The sequence below is a fragment of the Micromonospora sp. NPDC049497 genome, assembly GCF_044465805.1.
In the GTDB taxonomy this organism is placed as follows: domain Bacteria; phylum Actinomycetota; class Actinomycetes; order Mycobacteriales; family Micromonosporaceae; genus Micromonospora.
On sequence record NZ_JBITMC010000002.1, the window covers coordinates 302466 to 320726 of the forward strand.

15 protein-coding genes are annotated in these 18261 nt (G+C 74.9%); 5 read left to right on the forward strand and 10 right to left on the reverse strand.

What is annotated here, in order from left to right:
- Positions 1-42: 42 nt before the first annotated feature.
- Positions 43-1434 carry a dihydrolipoyl dehydrogenase gene (gene lpdA / locus ACIBR0_RS04680; protein WP_396712697.1) on the reverse strand — a complete coding sequence of 464 codons (1392 nt, stop codon included), beginning with the start codon at positions 1432-1434 and terminating at the stop codon, positions 43-45.
- Between the two features lie 177 nt (positions 1435-1611).
- Between lpdA and ACIBR0_RS04685 the strand changes: the two genes are divergently transcribed.
- Complete coding sequence (locus ACIBR0_RS04685; RefSeq protein WP_357040396.1) at positions 1612-1941, forward strand: hypothetical protein; 330 nt, start codon at positions 1612-1614, stop codon at positions 1939-1941.
- Between the two features lie 51 nt (positions 1942-1992).
- On the opposite strand, the gene ACIBR0_RS04690 is transcribed toward ACIBR0_RS04685, so the two are convergent.
- The gene (locus tag ACIBR0_RS04690) at positions 1993-3564 is read right to left on the reverse strand and encodes a leucyl aminopeptidase (RefSeq protein WP_396712698.1); all 1572 of its coding nucleotides are present in this window, start codon (positions 3562-3564) and stop codon (positions 1993-1995) included.
- A gap of 160 nt (positions 3565-3724) precedes the next feature.
- Here ACIBR0_RS04690 and gcvT point away from each other — a divergent pair, with 160 nt between their 5' ends.
- Complete coding sequence (gcvT, locus tag ACIBR0_RS04695; protein ID WP_396712699.1) at positions 3725-4849, forward strand: glycine cleavage system aminomethyltransferase GcvT; 1125 nt, start codon at positions 3725-3727, stop codon at positions 4847-4849.
- Positions 4850-4990: 141 nt separating this feature from the next.
- On the opposite strand, the gene ACIBR0_RS04700 is transcribed toward gcvT, so the two are convergent.
- The 3 genes from ACIBR0_RS04700 to ACIBR0_RS04710 all read right to left on the reverse strand — a co-directional run bounded on the left by ACIBR0_RS04700 (position 4991) and on the right by ACIBR0_RS04710 (position 8993).
- The gene (locus ACIBR0_RS04700; protein ID WP_396712700.1) at positions 4991-6286 is read right to left on the reverse strand and encodes a DUF2314 domain-containing protein; all 1296 of its coding nucleotides are present in this window, start codon (positions 6284-6286) and stop codon (positions 4991-4993) included.
- Between the two features lie 63 nt (positions 6287-6349).
- Positions 6350-7123, reverse strand: a complete 774-nt coding sequence (locus ACIBR0_RS04705) for an adenosylcobinamide-GDP ribazoletransferase (protein WP_396712701.1) — start codon at positions 7121-7123, stop codon at positions 6350-6352.
- On the reverse strand, positions 7113-8993 hold the full coding sequence (locus ACIBR0_RS04710; RefSeq protein ID WP_396712702.1) for a bifunctional adenosylcobinamide kinase/adenosylcobinamide-phosphate guanylyltransferase: 1881 nt from the start codon (positions 8991-8993) through the stop codon (positions 7113-7115). The genes ACIBR0_RS04705 and ACIBR0_RS04710 overlap by 11 nt, the downstream gene beginning before the upstream one ends.
- 132 nt (positions 8994-9125) lie before the next feature.
- On the opposite strand from ACIBR0_RS04710, the gene ACIBR0_RS04715 reads away from it, so the two are divergent.
- Both ACIBR0_RS04715 and ACIBR0_RS04720 read left to right on the forward strand, forming a co-directional pair.
- Positions 9126-9326, forward strand: coding sequence for a hypothetical protein (locus ACIBR0_RS04715; protein ID WP_396712703.1), 201 nt, complete (start codon positions 9126-9128; stop codon positions 9324-9326).
- A complete protein-coding gene (locus ACIBR0_RS04720) occupies positions 9326-10123 on the forward strand; it encodes a site-2 protease family protein (protein WP_396712704.1) in 798 nt (265 codons plus the stop codon). Before ACIBR0_RS04715 ends, ACIBR0_RS04720 begins: the two co-directional genes overlap by 1 nt.
- Positions 10124-10166: 43 nt before the next feature.
- Here the strand turns inward: ACIBR0_RS04720 and ACIBR0_RS04725 are convergent, their stop codons facing one another.
- From ACIBR0_RS04725 to ACIBR0_RS04735, 3 genes are read right to left on the reverse strand one after another with little or no spacing between them, the layout of a single operon-like run.
- Complete coding sequence (locus ACIBR0_RS04725) at positions 10167-11165, reverse strand: aldo/keto reductase family protein (RefSeq protein WP_396712705.1); 999 nt, start codon at positions 11163-11165, stop codon at positions 10167-10169.
- 46 nt (positions 11166-11211) lie between these two features.
- The gene (locus tag ACIBR0_RS04730) at positions 11212-15582 is read right to left on the reverse strand and encodes a WG repeat-containing protein (protein WP_396712706.1); all 4371 of its coding nucleotides are present in this window, start codon (positions 15580-15582) and stop codon (positions 11212-11214) included.
- Positions 15579-15854: a hypothetical protein gene (locus ACIBR0_RS04735; RefSeq protein ID WP_396712707.1), complete on the reverse strand. Its 276-nt coding sequence runs from the start codon at positions 15852-15854 to the stop codon at positions 15579-15581. The genes ACIBR0_RS04730 and ACIBR0_RS04735 overlap by 4 nt, the downstream gene beginning before the upstream one ends.
- 102 nt (positions 15855-15956) lie before the next feature.
- On the opposite strand from ACIBR0_RS04735, the gene ACIBR0_RS04740 reads away from it, so the two are divergent.
- Positions 15957-16112 (forward strand): hypothetical protein, encoded by a 156-nt coding sequence (locus ACIBR0_RS04740; protein WP_396712708.1) that lies wholly within the window; start codon positions 15957-15959, stop codon positions 16110-16112.
- Here the strand turns inward: ACIBR0_RS04740 and ACIBR0_RS04745 are convergent.
- Together ACIBR0_RS04745 and murA are read right to left on the reverse strand one after the other, a co-directional pair.
- The gene (locus ACIBR0_RS04745) at positions 16090-16689 is read right to left on the reverse strand and encodes a DUF3043 domain-containing protein (protein ID WP_396712709.1); all 600 of its coding nucleotides are present in this window, start codon (positions 16687-16689) and stop codon (positions 16090-16092) included. The genes ACIBR0_RS04740 and ACIBR0_RS04745 overlap by 23 nt on opposite strands.
- Before the next feature lie 122 nt (positions 16690-16811).
- On the reverse strand, positions 16812-18167 hold the full coding sequence (murA, locus tag ACIBR0_RS04750; protein ID WP_357038785.1) for a UDP-N-acetylglucosamine 1-carboxyvinyltransferase: 1356 nt from the start codon (positions 18165-18167) through the stop codon (positions 16812-16814).
- Between the last annotated feature and the right edge of the window lie 94 nt (positions 18168-18261).

The following is an 18261-nucleotide window of genomic DNA, read 5'->3' on the forward strand; positions in this document are numbered from 1 at the left end:
TCTCGCCCGTCTGCCGCCGGACGCCGCGGAATCAGTTCTCGATCAGGCGTGCGCGTGCAGCGGCTTGCCGGCGAGGGCCAGGTGCGCCTCGCCCAGGGCCTCGTTCTGCGTCGGGTGGGCGTGCACGAGCTGCGCCACCTCGGCCGGGTACGCCTCCCAGTTGTAGATGAGCTGGGCCTCACCGACCTGCTCACCGACCCGGGCGCCGACCATGTGCACGCCGACGACCGGCCCGTCGGAGACGCGCACCAGCTTCACGAAGCCGGTGGTCTTGAGGATCTGGCTCTTGCCGTTGCCGCCCAGGTTGTAGTTGTAGGTCTTGATCTTGTCGGCGCCGTACTGCTCCTTGGCCTTCGCCTCGGTCAGACCGACCGACGCCAGCTCCGGGTCGGAGTAGGTGACCCGCGGGATGCCGGCCTCGTCGATCACGGCGGGGTTCTGGCCGGCGATCTCCTCGGCGACGAAGATGCCCTGCTGGAAGCCGCGGTGGGCGAGCTGGAGGCCGGGCACGATGTCGCCCACGGCGTAGACGTTCGGCACGCTCGTGCGCAGCCGCTCGTCGGTCAGCACGTAGCCGCGGTCCATCTTGACGCCCTGCTCCTCGTACCCGAGGTTGGCGGTGTTCGGGCCCCGGCCGACCGCGACCAGCAGCAGCTCGGCCTCGACCGTCTCGCCGCCGGAGATGGTCAGCCGGACGCCGTTGTCGGTCTTCTCGACCTTCTCGAACGGCTTGCCGACCTTGAAGTTGATCTTCCGCTTGCGGAAGGCCCGCTCCAGCGCCTTCGACGACTCCTCGTCCTCGGCGGCGACCAGCCGGGGCAGTGCCTCGACGATCGTCACGTCCACGCCGAAGGACTTCCACACGCTGGCGAACTCGACGCCGATCACGCCACCGCCGAGCACGATCGCCGACGCCGGGACCCGGTCCAGGGTCAGGGCGTGGTCGCTCGTCAGGATCCGCTCGCCGTCGATCTCCAGGCCGGGCAGGCTCTTCGCGTACGAACCCGAGGCCAGGATGATGTTGCGACCGGTGTAGCGCTTGCCGTCGACCTCGACGGTGTTCTTGGCGACCAGCTTGCCGGCGCCGGCCACGAAGGTGATGTTCTTCGCGCCGCCGACGAGGCCCTGCAGGCCCTTGTAGAGACGGGCGACCACGCCGTCCTTGTACGAGTTGACGGCGGTCATGTCGATGCCGTGCAGCTCGGCCTTCACGCCGAACTGCTCCGACTCGCGGGTCTGGTCGGCGATCTCCGCCGCGTGCAGCAGCGCCTTGGTGGGGATGCAGCCGTTGTGCAGGCAGGTGCCCCCGAGCTTGCCCTTCTCGATCAGGGCCACGGAGAGGTCCAGCTGGGCGGCACGCAGCGCCGCCGCGTAGCCGCCGCTGCCACCTCCGAGAATGACGATGTCGAAGGTCGCTTCGTTCGGCTCGCTCACGTCCAACTCCCAGGTCGCGTCGCTGCATCGGGGGTTACGGCGGAGTAACAGACACACCCCACCTCGGTCATCTTGTCACCACCGGCCGCAGCCCGCGTACCGAGGTGCCCAACGACACGTCGTCGACACGTACGCTTGTCACCGGCTTCGATGACGCGGTGTGTGGGGAGACGACCGGTGGGACTGTTCCGACGACGGAAGAAGGCGGGCGCGGTCAGCCTGGACCGGGCGGCCGACCGTGCCGATCTGGACCACCTCGAGACCTTCGTCCGGACCCGACGGGGCGTCGAGGCGTTCATCGAACCCCGCACCACGGTCACCGAGACCACCGTCATGCTGATCGCCGACGACGGGGAGTGGACCCGCCGCCGCGTCGACGGGCCGGACGGGGCGCGGCGCTTCGCGTACCGGGTGGGCATCCCGGTCTACGACGTACGCCTGGTCGGGTACCCGCAACGCATGCGGGACTACAACGAACGCCGCAAGCGCCGCCCCGAGCTGTTCTGAAACGGCGGACGGGGCGCCCGGCAGGGGCGCCCCGTCCGTTCCGCGTACGCCTCAGCCGTTGGCGACCACGTCGTCGATCAGCTGGAGCAGCGTGCGGACCGGGACGCCGGTGCCGCCCTTGGTCCAGTAGCCGGTCGCCTCACCCGAGTGGTAGCTCGGGCCGGCGATGTCGATGTGCGCCCACGCCACGTCCTCGCTGACGAACTCGCGCAGGAACACCCCGCCCTGGAGCATGTGCCCGGCCCGGTCCATCCCCGCGTTGACCTGGGAAATGTCCGCGACGTCGGACTCCATGCCCTTGCGCACGTCATCCGGCAGCGGCATCGGCCAGGCCGGCTCGCCGACCGCGTCGCCGGCCGTCCGGACCCGCTCGCAGACCTCCGGGGTGCCCATCACGCCGGCGATGCGCTTGCCGAGCGCGACGACCTGGCCGCCGGTCAGGGTGGAGGTCTCGAAGAGGTAGTCGCAGCCGTCCGCGCAGGCCCGCGCGATCGCGTCGGCCAGGACCATGCGGCCCTCGGCGTCGGTGTTGAGCACCTCCACCTTCTTGCCGTTGAACATGCTGATCACGTCTCCCGGCCGGTACGACGAGCCGGACGGCATGTTCTCGGCCATCGGCAGGTACGCGGTGACCGGCACCGACGGCTTCAGCGCGGCGACCGCCAGCATGGTGGCGGCGACCGCGGCGGCGCCGCCCATGTCGGACTTCATCTCCCACATGCCCTGCGCCGGCTTGATCGAGATGCCGCCGGTGTCGAAGGTGATCCCCTTGCCGACCAGCGCGACCCGCTTGCCGGTGCCGCCACCCGCCGGCGTGTAGCTGAGCTTCACCAGGCGCGGCGGGGCCTCCGAGCCCTGCCCGACGGCGATGATGCCGCCGTAGCCGCCGGCGGCCAGGGCCGCCTCGTCGAGCACCTCGACGTCCAGCCCGGCCTCCCGGGCGGCGGTGGCCACGGCGTCGGCGAACGCCGGCGGGCGCAGCTCGTTCGGGGCGGTGTTGACCCAGTCCCGGGTGAGCCGGACCGCGTCGGTGACGGCCCTGGCCCGGGCGACCTCGGCCGTCGCCGTGGCGTCCGCGACGTCCGGCACGGCCACCAGTACCTCGGCGACCGGCTCCCGCCGGGCCGGCTGCGGGCGGGTCTTGTAGCCGGCGAAGCGGTACCCGCCGAGCAGCGCGCCCTCGGCCACCGCGCGCAGCGCGGCGGGGGCGTCGGTGTCGTCGGGCAGCGGCAGGGCGAGCGCCACCCGGCCGGCGCCGGCCAGGGCGCGGACGGCGGCGCCGGCGGCCCGGCGCAGGGTCTCCGGCGCCGGTGCGGCGCCGGTCGGCTCGGGGCCGAGGCCGACCGCGGCGATGACCGGAGCGGTGACGGTGCCCAGGGTCGCGAGCTTGATCACCTCGCCGGGGCCGCCGGTCGCGCCGAGCAGCGCCAGCGTCTCGGTCAGCCGGCCGTCGAAGGCGGCGGCGATGCTCTCCGCGCCGCTGGCCAGCAGAAGGGTCCCGGCGAGGCCGCTGGTGGCGTCCTGCTCTCCGGTCTGGCTGTGCACGCCGATCACGATGGCGTCGACGGCGAGCTCGGCGGGGTCGCTGTCGACCAGGCTCAGGGTGGTGCTGGGCGATGTCACTGAAGCTACTCCGGGCGGGCCGGGCCGGTCGCGTCGTCGCGTACCGGCGGTGAAGGTCTCCGGCGGACGGTACCTGCCGGACGTCTGGCTGTCCCGCCGACTTCTTCGGCGGGTCCCGCCGATGCTAACCAGCCGTTCAGGTCCCGGTAAGTTGCCACCCATGACCGACGTGACCACCGACGCCGCCGCGACCCGGCTGCGCCGATCCCCGCTGCACGAGCGGCACACCGCCGCCGGCGCCAAGTTCGCCCCGTTCGGTGGCTGGGAGATGCCCCTGGAGTACGCCGGCGGCGGAGTGCTCAAGGAGCACACCGCGGTACGGACCGGCGTGGGTGTCTTCGACGTCTCCCACCTCGGCAAGGCACGGGTGTCCGGGCCGGGCGCGGCGGAGTTCGTCAACGCCTGCCTCAGCAACGACCTGCGCCGGATCGGGCCGGGCCGGGCGCAGTACACCCTCTGCTGCGACGACGCCACCGGCGGCGTGGTGGACGACATCATCGCCTACCTGCACGCCGAGGACCACGTCTTCCTCATCCCGAACGCCGCGAACACCGCCGAGGTCGTGCGTCGGCTGCGCGCCGCCGCGCCGCCGTCGGTCACCGTCACCGACGAGCACGAGGCGTACGCCGTCCTCGCCGTGCAGGGACCCCGCTCGGCGGACCTGCTCGGCGCCCTGGGCCTGCCGACCGAGCACGGGTACATGAGCTTCTCCACCGGGACGGTGGCCGGCGCGGAGCTGACCGTCTGCCGCACCGGCTACACGGGCGAGCTGGGGTACGAGCTGGTGGTGGCGGCCGAGCACGCCGTCGGTGTGTGGGACGCGCTGTTCGCCGCCGGCTCCGACCTGCGCGCCTGCGGTCTGGCCGCCCGGGACACGCTGCGCACCGAGATGGGATACCCGCTGCACGGGCAGGACCTGTCGCTGGACATCACCCCGGTGCAGGCCCGCTCGGGCTGGGCCGTCGGCTGGGACAAGCCGGCCTTCTGGGGCCGCGACGCGCTGCTCGCCGAGAAGGCCGCCGGCCCCCGGCGTACGCTCCGCGGCCTGGAGGCGGTCGATCGGGCCATCCCGCGCCCCGGCATGGCCGTCTTCGACGGGGACACCCGGGTCGGCACGGTCACCAGCGGCACCTTCAGCCCGACGAAAAAGCAGGGCATCGCCCTCGCCCTGGTCGACACCGCCCCGGACCTCCCCGACGGCACCGAGCTCCAGGTCGACATCCGCGGCCGCCGCGCCCCCATGCGCCTAACCCGCCCCCCCTTCGTAAACCCCTCCGTAAAGTAACCCCCTCCCGCCCCCGCCCCCGCCCCGCCCCGCCCGGTGATCAAGGGGTTTGCGTCAGGATCCGGCGGAGATCTGGCGCAAACCCCTTGATCAACAGGGTGGAGTGGGTGTGGGTGGAAGGGAGGGGGGTGGGGGTGGGGGTTAGACGGGGGGTGGGGGGCGTTCGCCGGCGTCGAGGACCGCTTGGGTCCAGCCGCCTTCGATGACGCCGGTGCCGTCGAGGACGGCCCAGTCGACCACGTCGCTCGCCTCCACGACGACCGGCGAGCCGATCCGGACGGTGGGGTCGGTGTTGGCGTCGCTGGAGCTGGCGCACTCGATCCGCTCCGGGACCTCCCACGAGGTCACCCCCGCCCACACGAACTCGGGGCCCTCGTCGCCGGGCAGGCCGTACTTGACCACCAGCTGCGTCTCCGGCGGGAGCGCGCCGGCGAGGAAACGCGCCCGGATGTCACCCAGCCCTTCGCGGGCCGTCGCCACCGCCCTGCTCATCGCGTCGCCGGAGCGCGCGTACCGCACGTCGGGCTGGATGCCGGAGAAGAGCGTGGCGCAGGCGGTGGCGTAGTAGCGCCCGTCCGGCCCCGGATGCCCGGCCGGTGGGCGCAGGCTGAGGAAGGAGTCGGCCTCCGGATCGGTGGCCGGGTCCAGCTCCAGGCGCAGCAGCACCGGGGCGGTCGCGCCGTGCTGCTCCGGGTTGCCGTACGCGACCGCGATGTCGTGCCCGGTCACCGTCGCCAGCACCGGCAGCTGCACGAATGCCGGCACCTCCTCGCCGGACAGGCCGTCGGTCCAGTCCCGCAGCAGCCGGCGCGCCGCGCCGGTCATGACCGCGCCCCAGGCCCGGGTCAGGTGGTCCGGCACGCCCTGGGTCTGCAACTCCAGCAACCCGAAGCGGCGCAGGCCCTTGGTGGTGAACCAGAGGCCCTCGGCGTCCGACGAGTACGGCACCAGCACCCAGTCGACCAGCCGGATCCGCCCGTCGGCGTCCGGCAGGGAGCTCAGCGCCGTCGCCGGGTCGAGGAACTGCAGGCCGAACACGTCCACGACGTCACCGCCGACGGTGTCGGCGACGGCGGCGGCCACCGCCCGCGCCGCCCACTCGTGCGCCGGCGGCCAGCCCGGCCGGTACTCGGCCTGCACCACCACCAGGTGCGTCGCCGCGGCCAGGCGGGCCAGCTGCGCCTCGGTCGCCCCGAACGCGGTGAGCAGGTCCGGCGGCAGCTCGGGGAACTCGCTGACGGGCCGGGTGTCCACGGACATCAGGGGACTGTCGAGCATCTGCTTCGCCAGCCCGAACACCGGCTCGGCCAGCCGCCCGGTGAGCCGCTCCACCGCCGTCTTCGTGCCCACCGTCGGCAGGCCGGTCATCGGGACGAGGTAGGTCGCACTCAGCGACTCCGGGACCGGTACGGGCAGGAAGTCGTCCGTGATGAGCATGTCGTCCCCCGGGGTGGCCGCGGTGCTGTCGATCCAGACGCTACCCGGCGCTCCGGGCGCCCCTCAGCCGGACAGCACCAGTCCCAGGTAGACCAGCGTGGTGACCACCTCGACGGTCGCGCCGAGCACGTCACCCGTGATCCCGCCGAGCCGGCGTACCACGTGTCGCAGCAGCCCCACCGCGACGGCGAGCGCGGCGGCGACGGCGAGCGGCCCCTGCCACGGGCGGCCCGGCACGGCCGCGAGCGCCACCAGCGCGACGCCGGCCGTCCCGGCGGTCAGCGCGACCGGCCCGACGGTGCCGGCGACCAGCGCACCGAGTCCCTCCGGCCGGGCCGCCGGCACCCCGCGCCGGCAGGCCACCGCCACGCCGAGCCGACCGGCCGCCGCGGCGGTCACCACCGCCGCGAGCGTCGCCGGCCCGGACCGACCCGCCAGGTCCGCGAGGGTCGCGGTCTGCACCAGGAGTACGACCACCAGCGCGACCACGCCGAACGGGCCGACGTCCGGCTTCTTCATGATCTCCAGCGCGGCCGCCCCCCGCCGGTACGACCCGAGCGCGTCGACGGTGTCGGCCAGCCCGTCCAGGTGCAGCCCTCGGGTGAGCAGCGCACCCGCGCCGACCGTCACGCCGGCGGCGACCAGCGGCGGCGCCAGCGCACCGAGGAGCAGCAGCACCCCGGCGAGCGCCGCCCCGAGGAGCGCGCCGACCGCCGGGGCGAGCGCCATCGCCGTACCCGCCGCCGCCCGGTCGACCCGGCCGGCGCGTACCGGCAGGGTGCTGAACGTGGTCAGTGCCAGCCGCGCCCCGTCGCCGAGCCGCGACTCAGCCGGCACGCCAGCCGGTCGGGTCCGCCGGCTCGGGTTCCGGCTCGGTGCTGGTCGGGCCCGGCCCGGCCGGCTCCGGCTCGCGGAAGTCCGGCTCGTCGGTCTCCTCCGGTTCCTCGCCGGATTCGGTTCCGCCGCCCAGCGACGGGTGCACCGGGAGCGCGGCGGTCAGCGAGAGGACCGACCGCAGCAGCGGCAGCGCGGCCAGCGCGTTGGCGCCCTCGCCCAGGTCGAGGCGCAGGTCCAGCAGTGGGGTCAGGCCCAGCACGTCCGCGGCCAGCCGGACGGCGGGGTGCCCGCCGTGGTCGGCGAGCAGGCACCAGTGCCGGGCCTGTCCGGCCAGGTCGCGGCTGACCATGCCGGCGGCCACGCCGACCGGGCCGTCCAGCATGACCGGCACCCGGCGGGCGGTCGCGCCGAGCAGCACGCCGGTCGCCACGGCGATGTCGCCGCCACCCAGCTCGGCCAGCACGTCCTTGGCGTCGCGCGGGGAGCGCCGGGTGCGGTGCAGCGCGTCGCGGACGGCGGCGCAGCGGACCATCCACGCCGCGTCGTCGTACTCGCCGGCGTCGGTGACCACCCGACCGAGCACCGTCGGCGGTTCCGCGCCGGCCGTCGCGGCCAGCACCGCCGCCGCCGCGGCCTCGGTCCCGGCGCCGCACGCCCCCAGCACCAGCAGGCGTACGCCCGCGTCGGCGGCCTGCTCGGCGAGCCGCCAGCCGTGCCGCAGCGCCGACTCGACCTGCTCCGGGGTCAGCGCCGGCTCGCTCTCGATGGGACGTGCCGTGGGTGCGTCCACCACCTGGAGGCTGGCGCCGGACTCGGCGGCGAGCCGGGCGAGCGCACCCTGTCCGGCGCGGGCCTGCCGGGCCCGCCGGGCCGACTCTCCGGAGACCGTGCCGGCGGCGGCGCCCCCGGCGTGGTCGCCGTGCACCAGCAGGACCCGTACCGAGTCCCACGGGACCGGGGTCGGGGTGCCCTGGGTGGCGGCGGCGAAGCCGACCACCCGGTCGAGCACGCCCAGACCGGCGCCGGGGACGTCCAGGGTGGCGAGGCGGTCCACGGCCTGCGGACCCGCGTACTCGTCGGGCATCGGCAGTTCCATGCCCGGCTGGATCACCAGGCCGGTGGCGACCATCGGCAGCGCCATGGTCGGGGCCGACCAGGGCGTACCGGCGTCGGCCGGCGTGGACGGCGCCGGCGGGATGGTCGGGGTGAGCACGTCCGGCAGCGCGGGGTGCTCCGGCGCGGCGTGCGCGGGCGTGGACGTGGCGCCGTTTCCCGTGGTGGCGGCCGGGCCGCCCTGGGCCGGCACGGTGACCGGGCGGGGCGCGGTGGGCTTGAGCCACGCCGGCTGGCCGGCCACCACCAGCACGACCGCGTCGCAGGCGTCCGCGACCGCCCGGTTGGCCGCACCGAGGGCGTCGGTGAACGCCCGGCCGAGCGGCGTCGTGGGCACCAGCGAGAGCCCCACCTCGGGGCTGACCAGCACCAGCTTCGCCGCGCAGTCGCGGATCGCGGTGGCCAGCTCGGCGATGGTGGCGGTGTCGTCGGCCGGCTGGTGGGCTGGGTCGAGCAGGACGGTCACCCACCCGCCCAGGTCGTCGACGAGCAGCGTCTCGTTCGGCTCGGCGGAGGCGATTACGTCCGCCAGACGGCGCGGGTCGCCGGCCGTCTCCTCGGTGGTCCAGGTCTCCGGGCGGCGGTCACGGTGCGCCGCCAGCCGGGCGGACCACTCCGCGTCGTCGGCGTCCGCGTCGGCGGCCGTGGCCACGTAGCGGACGGTGGGAGCCTCGGCGACCAGGGACTCGGCGAACTCGGACTTGCCGGACCGGATGCCGCCCAGCACCAGGACCGTGTTCCACCCGTCAACGGACATGCCCCGTACCTTAGAGCCAGCGGGCGGTGTCCCGCCTGCGAGGTGCCAGGCCGGCCCCGGCCGTCACGGTGGATCACGGACTACGCTGGCAGGGGCGTCCCGGACGGGACGGCGGCGAGGGGAGACGCGCACATGGCGTGGAGCTGGCGGTACGAGGGCACGAACGGTGAGGCGGTGGAGGGACCGGCGGAGTCGTTCGGCAGCCAGGCGGACGCCGAGTCCTGGATCGGCCAAACCTGGCGCGAGCTCGCGGCGTCCGGCGTCACCTCGGTCGCGCTCGTCGAGGACGACCGGGTGGACTACCGGATGAGCCTGCTGCCCCCGGCGGAGTGATGGCCGACGACCGCCCGGGGAGCGAGCCGCTGCTGCTCGGTGTGCCCCGGGCGGCGTTCCGGCCCAGCCCGGTCTTCCTCGCCCTGGTGGCCCTCTTCGTCACCAGCGGGGTGCTCACCTGGAACCGGTACGGCAACGTCCGGCTCGACGTGTTCCTGTTCGTCGTCTCCGGGTGGCTCGTCTCGCTCTGCCTGCACGAGTACGCACACGCGATCGTGGCGTTCCGGGCCGGCGACCGGAGCGTGGCCCACCGGGGCTACCTGACCCTCAACCCGCTGAAGTACAGCCACCCGCTGCTGTCCATCGTGCTGCCGGTGGCGGTGGTGCTGCTCGGCGGCATCGGCCTGCCCGGCGGCGCGGTCTGGGTGGACCGGCACGCGATTCCCGGGCGGCTGCGGCACACCCTGGTCAGCCTCGCCGGCCCGGCCACCAACGTGGTGTTCACGCTGGTGCTGGTCGCGGTGGTGGGGCTGGGCGCGGGCGGGAGCGGCCCGGTGGAGTTCTGGGCCGCGTTGGCCCTGCTGGCGTTCCTCCAGTTGACCGCCAGCGCGCTCAACCTGCTGCCGGTGCCCGGCCTGGACGGTGGCAACATGATCCAGCCCTGGCTGAGCCCGCCGTACCGCCGGATGTACGACCTGTTCGCCCCGTACGGCTTCATCCTGCTCTTCGCGCTGCTGTGGAACCCGCAGATCGGCGGCGCGTTCTTCGGCGCGGTCTTCGCCGTCGGCGACCTGCTCGGCCTGCCCCAGGGCCTCTACGCCCTGGGCCTGGACCTCATCCGCTTCTGGCGGTCGTGACCCCGGTCCGGCCGGCGCACAGGTCCGGCCGGACCGGGACCGGTCACGGACGCTGGGCCGGCGACTCGGTGCGCGACGGGTCGCGCTCGGTGATCGGCTCGACGATCTCGTCGATCGCCTTCAACAGGTCGGCGTCCAGCTTCACGCCGGCGGCCTTGACGTTGTCGTGCACCTGCTCGGGGCGGGACGCGCCGACGATCGCCGACGACACGTTCGGGTTCTGCAGGACCCAGGCGATCGCGAGCTGCGCCATGCTGAGCCCGGCCTGCTCGGCCAGCGGCTTGAGCCGCTGCACCCGGGTGAGCACGTCGTCGGTCAGCCACTGCGCGATGAAGCCGGCGCCCGACTTCTCGTCGGTGGCGCGGGACCCGGCCGGTGGCGGCTGACCCGGCAGGTACTTGCCGGAGAGCACGCCCTGTGCCATCGGCGACCACACGATCTGGCCGAGGCCCAGCTCCTCGCTGGTCGGTACGACCTCGGTCTCGATGACCCGCCAGAGCATCGAGTACTGCGGCTGGTTGGACACCAGCGGGATCCGCAGCTCCCGGGCGAGCCCGTGCGCCTCGCGGATCTGCGACGCCTTCCACTCGGAGACGCCGATGTAGTGCGCCTTGCCGGAGTGGACGACGTCGGCGAACGCCTCCATCGTCTCCTCCAGCGGGGTGCTGTAGTCGTACCGGTGGGCCTGGTAGAGGTCGACGTGGTCGGTGCGCAGCCGGCGCAGCGAGCCGTTGATCGACTCCATGATGTGCTTGCGGGACAGGCCACGGTCGTTGCGGCCGGGGCCGGTGGGCCAGTACACCTTGGTGAAGATTTCCAGCCCCTCGCGCCGCTCGCCCTGCAGCGCGCGACCCAGCACGTCCTCGGCGCGCGTGCCGGCGTACACGTCGGCGGTGTCGAAGGTGGTGATGCCGGCGTCCAGGGCGGCCCGGACGCAGGCGAACGCCGCGTCCTCCTCGACCTGTGACCCGTGGGTGATCCAGTTTCCGTACGAGATCTCGCTGACCATCAGGCCGGAACGGCCCAGGTGTCGGAATTCCATTCCCCGACCCTAGCCCGCCCCGATCACGGTCACCGGGTACGGCGGCTCAGAGCACGGGGTTGGTGTCGGTGAGCAGCCGCTCGATCTCCACGACGACATCGTCGGGGTTGCGGTGCACCGGGTCGATCAGTGGCCCGCCCTGCCGGTCCAGCGCGCCCCAGCGCCCGGTGCCGTCGCCGGCGAGGAACGCCACCGGGTGGACGACCAGCACCGGGTGCACCGGCGGGACGAGCAGCTTGCCGGTGCGGTCCACCACGCCCCGCCGGCCGGCCACGTCCACCACGGCCAGTCCCTCGTCGGTGAAGCCGTCGACGTACCGGCCGTCGGCCAGGGTGGTGGCGAACCCGTGGTAGCGGGTGGGCACCACGACACGGCCGGTGCGGTCGACGGCACCCCAGCCCTCCCGTCGTACCGCGGCCAGGCCGCGCCGGAACGGGCGTACCTCCGCGAAGCCCGGCGGCACCGCCACCTCTCCGGTGGTGTCGACCGCACCCCACCCGCCGGGCTCGCCCTGCGACACCCAGGCCAGGCCGTCGGAGAACGGCCGGACGACCAGGTACGTCGGCGGGAGCACCGTCTCACCGGTGAGGTCGATCAGCGCCCACCGCTCGTTGTCGACCGGACGCGCCCAGGCGACCCCGTCGCGGAACGGCTGCGCCTCCGCGTACCGGCCGGGGACCACCATCTCGCCGTCGGAGTCGGCGTAACCCCAGCGGTCGCCGTCGAGCGCCGGGACCGGGGGCCGCACCCGCTCCAGCACCTCGTCACGACCCCGGGGGTACGGCCCGAAGCCGATCTCCGTGGCCCGCTCCGCGACCGCGTCGAGGCTGAACCGGATCCGGGCGAGCAGCTCCGGGTCCCCGGCGCCCCGCAGGTCCAGCGCCCGCTCGAAGTGGTGGCACGCCTCCATCAGCCGGCCCTGCTCGTAGCAGCACCGGCCGGCGTGCTCGTGCAGCGCCGCCCGCAGCCGGTCCGGCAGCTCGTCCGAGTTGGCCTGCGCGAAGAGGCGGTCGGCCTCGGCGAAGTCGCCGCGCCAGCGCAGCACGTGGGCCAGCCGCGCCTGGGCCAGCGAGGTCCGGCGCAGCTCGCCGGTCGCCTCCGCGTACGTCAACGCCAGGCGCCCGTCGGCCAGCGCGTCGTCCAGGTCGCCGACGATCCGGGACACCACCGCCCGCAGGCTCAGCAGCCGCGCCCGGGACCGGTTGTCGACGGCCGTGCCCAGCTTCTCGGTCAGCCGGCGCCGGACGACCCGGAACTGGTCCGGCTCCTCGACCACCTCGCGCAACGTCGCCGGGTCGAGCCGCCACCGGTAGCTCGCCAGCACCTGCTCGGGGTCGCCCTGGGAGAGGTCCGGCCGTCCGGTCACCGATTCGACCGGCGATACCTCCGGCGCGGCCGACCGGGGCGGCGTCGGGTCCGCCGGGACGTTCTCGGCCGGTGTTGCCGGTACGGCCAGGGCGTGCTCGGCCGGCGCCTCCGGTACGGGCCAGGCGTTCTCGACCGGCGCGGGCGGTGCGGCCGGCGGCGCCGGGACGGGCGCACCGGGCGGTGCGGAGACCGGGCGGACCGGCGTGGTCGTCTCCTCCGGCGGGGCGGCCGGTTCCGTCGCGGGTGCCGCCGACACCGGCACGGCCGGCGCGGAGACGTGGGCGGCGTGGGCGGCGTGGTCGGCGCTCCAGGGCGCGGCCGGCGCGGGAACGTGTGGCGGCGCCGACACCGGCGCGTGCGGCGGTCCGGAGACCGGAGTATTGGACGGAACCGGAGGGCTCGGCGGCGCCGACACCGGGCGGGGAGGTGGCGCGCCCACCGCGTCGTCGGTGGCCGTGTCCTCCGGCGAGCCGGAGAACGACAGGGCCGGCCGGCCCGGCTCCGGCCATGCCGGCGGTGCGGAGACGGGCGCGACCGGCGGAGCGGAGTCGGGCCGTGCCGGAGCCGGCTCGCCCGTCGTGGCCGCCCAGGGCGCGCCGGAGACCGGGTACGCCGAGGTGAACGGGCCGGCGGGCGGTGGAGGCACCAGACCGGCCAGGTCGTCGGTGTCCGTCACCCACGGCGCACCGGATACCGGGTAGGCGGAGCCGTCCGGTGGTCCGGAGACGGGGTCCACGGTCCAGGGCGGGCCGGACGTCGGACGGGCGGGCGGTGCCGACACCGGAGCCGGCGGGGGAGTGGCCGGCGGGCCCGACACCGGACGTCCGCCGTGGTCGTCCCGGTGCGGGGACCGGTCCGGGGTGGCGTCGTCCGGGGGCGCCGAGACGGGTACGCCGAGGGTGTCCGCCGCCGGTTCGACGGTGGCGGACAGCGGCGGCGCGGAGACCGGCTCGACGGCGGCAGAGGACGGCGCGGGAGTGGCCGAGGCGTCCTCGACCGGCGCGCGCGTCGAGGGCTCCGCCGTCGGCTCGTCGGGGCGTACCGACTCCTCCGGCTCCTCGGTGGTGGGACGGGCGGGCCGGAACCAGGCGTCGACGCCCGTGCCCGGCGGCGTGGTCGTCGGTGGTGGCGGGAGCGGCGTGGACGGCGGCGGCGGGACGTACGGCCGTGGCATGCCGGGGCCGATCGGGGCCGGGCGTTCGGCGGTCGGAGCGGCGGATGTGCCGGTCGCGCCGGCACGCGGCAGTTCCACCGGGGCGGGCATGTCGTCGGCCGGAGACGCGACGACGGGTGCGGGACGGAACTCCACGCGCAGCCGGGCGGCGGGTGGGCCGGACACCGGGGACGGCTCGTCCACCGGCTCGGCCGCCTCCGCGCCGTGGCGTTGGTGCGGGAACCGGTCGTCCGCGCCGGGCGGGGGCCGCCGACCGGCGTCGACCGGCGGTCCGGAGACGGGCGTGCGCGCGGCCGGCGACACCGGCCGGTCGGGCACGGCGGGCGGTCCGGACACGGGTGCGGGCGACACCGGCCGGTGCGGTGCGGCGGGCGGTCCGGAGACGGGTGCGGGCGACACCGGCCGGTGCGGTGCGGCGGGTGGCACGGTGGAACCGCCGCGTGCCGGGGCGGGCGACACCGGCGCCCCGGAGACGGGAGCGGGGGAGACGGGTGTCCCCGGGGTGCGGGTTCCCGGGCCGTGGGGGCGCTCGTCGTAGCGGTGTGGTGGGGCGTCGTGACGGCTCCCGTGGCGGGACCGGTCGACGGGCTCGGCCGGTCGACGGTGCTCGGGACGCGGTTCGCCGCGGCGTGGGGTGTTCCCGTCGTACGCGGGGCGGACCGGGCCCGGCGGGGGCCAGGGCAGCCCGCCGTCGTGCGCGGGGCTGTCCGCGTATCCGCGCGGGTCGCGGTGGGGCTCCGGCTCGCGGTACGGCTCCGGCCGGACCGTGTCGGGCGGGCGACGGTCCGGGTACGTCTCGGCGCGGCCCGCCGCCTCCTGCCGCCGCCGGCGCTCCTCCGGGTCGGGCCGCCGCTGCTCGCCGTCGTGGTGCGGCCGACCGGGGCGGTCCCGGTCGGGGCGCGACCGGTGGTCGACGGGTACGCCGGCCTCGCCGGCCCGGTCGCGCTGCCCGCCGACGGGACGCTCCCACTGCCGGTCGGCCGGCGCTGCCCACTGCCCTCGGGCCGCGCGGTCCGGTGCGGGCGCGGACCGGTCCCGGGAACCGTCGGCTCCACGGTCCCACTGCCCGTCCGGTGTCCGGTCGGCGTGGCTCTCGGGTCCGCGCTCCCGCCGGGCGTCGGGTGCACGGTCCCACCGGGCGTCCGGTGAACGGTCCCGGCGTTCGGCGTCGGCGCGTCCCCACGGGTAGCGCGTCCGCTGGGGCTCCTCGCCCGGCCGCCGGCCGTGGCCGTTCTCCGGCCGCTCGTACCCCTCGTGGCGGCGCGGTCGGTCCTCGTCCGGCTCGGGGACCCAGCCGGCCTCGGTGCGGCCGGCGGGGGAGACGGGACGGTCCCGCCCCACCGGCTCGTGTCGGGCCGCGTGGCGTTCGCGGCCGTGCTCGCGCGGGCGGTGCTCGTCGACCGGCCGAGCCGGCGCGGACCGGTCCGGACCACTCCGACCGTTGCGCGGTTCGGCTTCGGGCTGGCGGTGACGGTCGTCCGACCAGGTGGGCTCCGCGTGCGTCCGACGGTACGGCTCGTCGGGGTACCGCCGGCCGCCGTTGTCGTCGGACCGCCCGCTGCGGCTGTCGTGCCGGTTCGGCTGCCCGTCGTGCCGGGCGGCGGTGCCGTCGTGGCGCGCGGCCCGACCCTCGGGATCGTCGTCCCAGGACCGGCCGACGTACGTCCCGTCCGGGCGGGTGGGCGCCAGCGGCGGCACCTCGGCCCGGCCGACGACGGCCGCCCGGCCACGCGGAGCCGGCGGTGGTACGTGGTGGACGCCGATGTCACCCGCGTAGCGCTGACCCGGGAACTGGGGGTGCCACTCGTTGGTGGGCTCGGCCATCCAGGACGGCTCGGCCGGATCGTGCCACCGGTCGGCGTATCCGCGACTCATCCGGGCGGCCCGTCGCCGTGGGCGGTGACCGGCGCGGACTCAAGGCGGCGGACGCGAGCGGGAACGCCGGCGGTGCCGGCGGGCGTCCGCTCGCTCACGGCCGCGCCCCGGTGGTCGGCTCGCGTCCGCTCGCTCACGGCGATGTCACCTCGTTGCAAATTGTCGCGCTGGGCGCCGCGCACCCCCGGCAGGGTCACCCGTTCCGGCATGGCGTGGCTGCGGAAGGAGGGTAGCGGCGTCGGCTCGCTCACCGCCACTGTGGCTCGGCCCACCGTCCCAAACGTTATCCTATGGTTCCGGACATTTCGGGCTATAGCGGGCTCGGGCTTCCGTCGGCACGCCACCTACCGCCAGCGCCTCGCTGGCGGGCGCCGGTGCTGCCCGGCGCGGCCCTGCACCGCGTGGAGGCGGACGGGCACCGGCTGGTGTACGCCCTGGAGTCGGCGGGAGTGGCCGAGGTGATGGCGGGGCTGGCCGGCCTCGGCGCGAAGGGCCGGACCGTCGAGGTCAGACCGGGTCGCCGATGCTGACCCGCGGTTGGGGAGTCCGCATCTTGCGGAAGGTGATCGAGCGCATGATCGCGTACAGGTAGAGGGAGCCCATCCGCTGGCCGGTGTTCGGGAAGCGCTCCCGGACCAGCTTCCTGATCTTCCGGCAGATCAGGACCGAGTCCACGATCACGCCGAGCGCCAGGGCGCCCCAGACCAGGTTGGAGGCGAGCTGGATCGCCGGGGGCATTGCCGGGTTGGACCCGATCAGCACCACCAGGGCCCCACCGAAGAACCAGGTGCCGACCGTACGCCGGGAGTCGACCACGTTGCGGGCCAGCAGCCGCTCGGGGCCACGGTCGCGCGGCCCGCCCTCCCGCCGGAACTCCGCCGCCGACTCGGCGCGAAGCTGGCGTCGGACCGCCCGCTGCTCCTCCTTGGTCAGCGGCTTGCCGGTGCCGACGGGGCGGCGCCCGGCCGCGGGACGCTTCGGCGTCTCGCGGCCCTTGGCCGGGGTGTAGCCCCGGGTGCGGGCGGAGGAGGACTCCTCGTCGGGCGTCACCGGGGTGACGGCCTCGTCGACGAGGTCGGCGGACTTGCGGCGAAACAGCGACGGCACGCGGAAAGGGTAGCCAAACGTTCCCGCCCGGTGCACATCGCGGTGCACCGGGCGGGAGCGGGACGTGACCGGAGACACCCGTGCTGCCCGATCAGGGCCCGCCGGTGCCGGGTCGTACGAGGTCAGGGACGCTCGACGTGCGCGCCGAGATCGGCGAGCTTCGCCTCGAAGTCCTCGTAGCCGCGGTTGATCAGGTCGACGCCGTACACCCGGGAGGTGCCCTCGGCGGCGAGCGCCGCGATCAGGTGGCTGAAGCCGGCCCGCAGGTCGGGGATCACCAGGTCGGCGGCGTGCAGCTTGCTCGGCCCGGCGATGACCGCCGAGTGCTTGAAGTTCCGCCGGCCGAAGCGGCAGGGGGTGCCGCCGAGGCAGTCCCGGTAGACCTGGATGTTGGCGCCCATCGTGTTCAGCGCCTCGGTGTAGCCGAGCCGCTGCTCGTACACCGTCTCGTGGACGATCGACAGGCCGCGCGCCTGGGTGAGCGCCACGACCAGCGGCTGCTGCCAGTCGGTCATGAAGCCGGGGTGCACGTCGGTCTCCAGCGCCACCGACTTCAGCTCCCCGCCGGGGTGCCAGAAGCGGATGCCGCCCTCCTGGCCGGGGTCGCCCAGCTTCGGCGGGCGGGCGTCGGTGACCTCGTACTCGCCGCCGACGGAGCGGAAGACGTTCAGGAAGGTCATCATGTCGGCCTGCTGCGCGCCGAGCACCTCGACGTGACCGCGGGTGGCCAGCGCGGCGGCGGCCCAGCTCGCCGCCTCGATCCGGTCCGGGATCGGCCGGTGGTTGTAGCCGTGCAGCCGCGGCACGCCCTGGATCTCGATGACCCGGTCGGTGTGCACCTTGATGATCGCGCCCATCTTCTGCAGGATGCAGATGAGGTCGATGATCTCCGGCTCGACCGCCGCGTTGCGCAGCTCGGTGACGCCGTCGGCCATCACCGCGGTCAGCAGCACCTGCTCCGTCGCGCCCACACTCGGGTACGGCAGGGCGAACTTGGTGCCGTGCAGCCCGTTCGGCGCCGACAGGTGCAGACCCTCGGGGCGCTTCTCCACCGTCGCACCGAACTCGCGCAGCGCCTGAAGGTGGAAGTCGATCGGCCGCGGGCCGATGTGGCAGCCGCCGAGATCCGGGATGAAGGCGTGGCCGAGGCGGTGCAGCAGCGGGCCGCAGAACAGGATCGGAATCCGGCTGGAGCCCGCGTGCACGTTGATCTGGTCGGTGCTGGCGCTCTCCACGTTGGCGGGGTCGAAGACCAGCTCGCCGTCCTCGTCGCCGTCGGTGACCTTCACCCCGTGCAGGCCGAGCAGCCCACGGACGACCTCGACGTCACGGATCTTCGGCACGTCGTAGAGCCGGCTCGGGGTGTCGCCCAGCAGAGCGGCGACCATCGCCTTCGAGACCAGGTTCTTCGCGCCGCGCACGCGGATCCGCCCTTCCAGCGGAGTGCCTCCGTGTACGACCAGGACGTCGTCGGTCAATGCAACCTCCAGCAGCGCGTCGGGTGGTGCCGTGTCGATCGTGGGGCAAGGTCTCCTGCTACCCGGAACGGGGCGGCCGTAAAACGCCGGCCCG

Excerpts from the sequence above, each read along its gene's own strand:
- ACIBR0_RS04720 (WP_396712704.1), top strand. The coding sequence starts at position 9,326 with ATGGCCGACGACCGCCCGGGGAGCGAGCCGCTGCTGCTCGGTGTGCCC.
- ACIBR0_RS04700 (WP_396712700.1), bottom strand. The coding sequence starts at position 6,286 with ATGCTCATCACGGACGACTTCCTGCCCGTACCGGTCCCGGAGTCGCTG.
- gcvT (WP_396712699.1), top strand. The coding sequence starts at position 3,725 with ATGACCGACGTGACCACCGACGCCGCCGCGACCCGGCTGCGCCGATCC.
- ACIBR0_RS04715 (WP_396712703.1), top strand. The coding sequence starts at position 9,126 with ATGGCGTGGAGCTGGCGGTACGAGGGCACGAACGGTGAGGCGGTGGAG.
- ACIBR0_RS04730 (WP_396712706.1), bottom strand. The coding sequence starts at position 15,582 with ATGAGTCGCGGATACGCCGACCGGTGGCACGATCCGGCCGAGCCGTCC.
- ACIBR0_RS04725 (WP_396712705.1), bottom strand. The coding sequence starts at position 11,165 with ATGGAATTCCGACACCTGGGCCGTTCCGGCCTGATGGTCAGCGAGATC.
- ACIBR0_RS04710 (WP_396712702.1), bottom strand. The coding sequence starts at position 8,993 with ATGTCCGTTGACGGGTGGAACACGGTCCTGGTGCTGGGCGGCATCCGG.